The sequence below is a fragment of the Neisseria sp. P0021.S006 genome, from assembly GCF_051956895.1.
Genome location: NZ_JBQCWZ010000755.1, coordinates 1 through 683, shown reverse-complemented (window position 1 = coordinate 683; position 683 = coordinate 1). Strand labels below are relative to the sequence as shown.

Annotated in this window: 2 protein-coding genes; both read right to left on the bottom strand. The window is 54.0% G+C overall.

Features of this window, described 5'->3' with window-relative positions; genetic code table 11:
* Positions 1-213, bottom strand: a 213-nt coding sequence (gene bioD / locus ACTHUM_RS16915) for an ATP-dependent dethiobiotin synthetase BioD (RefSeq protein ID WP_440403544.1), incomplete at its 3' end; no start/stop codon positions are given.
* Positions 210-683, bottom strand: a 474-nt coding sequence (locus ACTHUM_RS16910; protein WP_440403543.1) for an aminotransferase class III-fold pyridoxal phosphate-dependent enzyme, incomplete at its 5' end; no start/stop codon positions are given. The genes bioD and ACTHUM_RS16910, both read right to left, overlap by 4 nt.

The window sequence follows — 683 nt, the reverse complement described above, 5'->3', positions numbered from 1 at the left end:
GGTCAGCCCTTGTTTGTCGGCTTCCTGCATGGGTATGCCCATGATTTTGCGGTGGACGGCGATGTCCTCGGCGATGTTTTGGCAACCGGTTTGCACGGGCTTTTGCGTGATCACGCTTCTGCCCTGCTGCAATAATTGTTTTGCCAACACGCCGGTGGCGACGGTTTTGCCGATGTCCGTATCAATGCCGCTGACGAAGTAAACGCCTTTCATTTGCTGTGTTCCTTCAAAATTTGTACGGTTTTGTCGGCAAGTTCGGTCAAGAGGTCGTCTGAAATGATGTAAGGCGGCATGAGGTACACCAGCCTGCCGAATGGGCGTACCCAAATGCCCTGCGCCACGCAGTCCGCTTGAAAACGCGCCATATTCACGCCTTTTTCCAGCTCAATTACCCCGATGGCACCCAAAACACGCACATCTTTCACGCCGCGAATGTCCCATGCAGCTTTCAGACGGCCTTTTAAGATGCTTTCGATGCGGCGGATATTTGCCTGCCAATCTTGGGACAAAAGCAGTTTGACCGAAGCGCAGGCTACGGCACACGCCAGCGGATTTGCCATAAATGTCGGTCCGTGCATAAACACACCCGCCTCACCGCGCGAAATCGTTTCGGTGACTTTTTGCGAAGTAATCGCCGCCGCCAACGTCATATAGCCGCCGCTCAAGCCCTTGCCGATACACAT